Annotated in this window: 2 protein-coding genes; both read left to right on the forward strand. The window is 60.2% G+C overall.

The annotated features are described in order from the left end of the window. The coding region (locus EN914_RS33470) for a family 16 glycosylhydrolase (RefSeq protein WP_127389581.1) at positions 1-1018 on the forward strand (1018 nt) is incomplete at its 5' end. A 101-nt stretch (positions 1019-1119) separates the two neighbouring features. Continuing rightward, a partial coding sequence (locus EN914_RS33475) for an ABC transporter transmembrane domain-containing protein (protein ID WP_245497907.1) occupies positions 1120-2001 on the forward strand: 882 nt, incomplete at its 3' end.

Genomic DNA, 2001 nt, shown 5'->3' on the forward strand with positions numbered 1-2001 from the left:
GGGCGACGACGTTCTCAAGGGTGGCTCCGGCGCTGACATTTTCGTCGTCAAACCAGGCAATGGCAGCGACCTTATTCTCGACTTCGGCGCCGACGACACCGTGCGCGTCGGAGGCTACGGCTTCCTCTCTTTCGACCAGGTGCACGCCAACATGGTGCAGTCGGGATCGAACGTCCGACTTACCCTGTCGCCAACCGAGTTTCTCGTCTTCGAGAACAAGACCATCGACCAGTTCAGCGCCAACCAGTTCGATCTCGCCCTGGACAAGTCGCATCTGACGCTCACCTTCTCGGACGAGTTCAATACGTTGAACCTGCACAGCGGTTCTAGCGGGACCTGGGATACGAACTTCTGGTGGGGTGCTCCGAACGGCAGCTCGCTCACCACCAACAGCGAGCTTCAGTGGTATATCGACACCAGCTACGCCCCCACGAGTTCGGTCAACCCGTTCAGCGTACAGGACGGTGTTCTCACCATTACGGCCGCCCGGGCTCCCGATGCGATCAAGCCCTACATAAACAACTATGATTACACGTCAGGTCTGCTGACGACCTACCATTCCTTCGCACAGACCTACGGCTATTTCGAAATTCGAGCCGACATGCCCGAAAAGCAGGGTGCATGGCCGGCCTTCTGGCTTCTTCCGGCGGATGGCTCCTGGCCGCCGGAACTGGACGCAGTGGAGATGATCGGCCAGGATCCCAACAAGCTCACCCTGACCAGCCACTCGAGCGCGACGGGGTCGCATACAAAAGTGACCTCGACCGTATACGCAGCGGATACCGCAGGGTTCCACAAATATGGGGTGCTTTGGACCCCAAGCGAACTGGTCTGGTATTTCGACGATGTCGAAGTTGCCCGCGCACCAACGCCTGCCGACATGCACAAGCCAATGTATATGCTGGTCGACCAGGCTGTCGGCGGCATGGCGGGAGCGCCCGCCGACGGGCTTGCCACCCCTTCTGAAATGCACGTCGACTATGTTCATGCCTACGCGCTGAATGAATGGTTCATCTAGGTGCCATGCTGGAAGATGGAGTGAAACCGACATCCTTCACCAACTGGTCTCGAACGCGTTCATTGCCGCTTGCCGCCGCACTAGGCCCGAGGTGAAGGACGATGTCTCACTCCCGCCCTTCTGAGCCGCCGCGAACAACGCTCACGGCCGTATTGGCTTCCTTTCGGCGGGCATTCGCCGGCATCGCCTTGATGAGCGGGGTCGTCAATGTCCTGGCGCTGACCGGCTCGTTCTTCATGCTGCAGGTCTACGATCGCGTCATCCCCGGCCGCAGCGTGCCGACGCTTGTCGGCCTTTGCGTGTTTGCGGGCACGCTGTTCCTCTTCCAGGGCGTTCTTGAGCTGATCCGATCGCGGCTGCTGGTGCGTATCGGCATGGCGCTCGATGCGCGGCTCAGCGGGCAGGTCTACACCGCACTGATGCGTCTGCCGTTGCGCACGAAGCTTCCCGGCGATGGCTTGCAGTCATTGCGGGACCTCGATCAGGTCCGATCGTTCCTGTCGAGCGCTGGGCCGACCGCGCTGTTCGACCTGCCCTGGATGCCGCTTTATCTCGCAATCTGTTTCCTGTTCCATTTCTGGATCGGCATGACCGCGCTCTTGGGCGCCATCATTCTGTTTGCCCTGACCTTACTGGCGGAACTACGCACGAGGGAGACGGCGAAACGTGCTAACAGCCAGGCCGCTTCGCGCAACACGCTGGCGGAAGCGACACGCCGCAACGTCGAGGTGCTTCAGGCAATGGGTTTTGGCCCACGCATTGCCGATCGCTGGTCTGCCGTCAACGACGACTATCTCAAGACGAATGCCAAGGCGAGCGATTTGGCGGGGACGCTCGGAACGATTTCGAAAGTCGTGCGCATGATGCTTCAATCCGGCATCCTGGCGATCGGCGCCTGGCTCGTCATCCATCAGGAGGCAACAGGAGGCATCATGATTGCCAGCTCGATCATAATGAGCCGGGCGCTGGCACCGATTGAACTC

The sequence above is a fragment of the Mesorhizobium sp. M7A.F.Ca.CA.001.08.2.1 genome (assembly GCF_003998455.1).
Lineage (GTDB): Bacteria > Pseudomonadota > Alphaproteobacteria > Rhizobiales > Rhizobiaceae > Mesorhizobium > Mesorhizobium ciceri.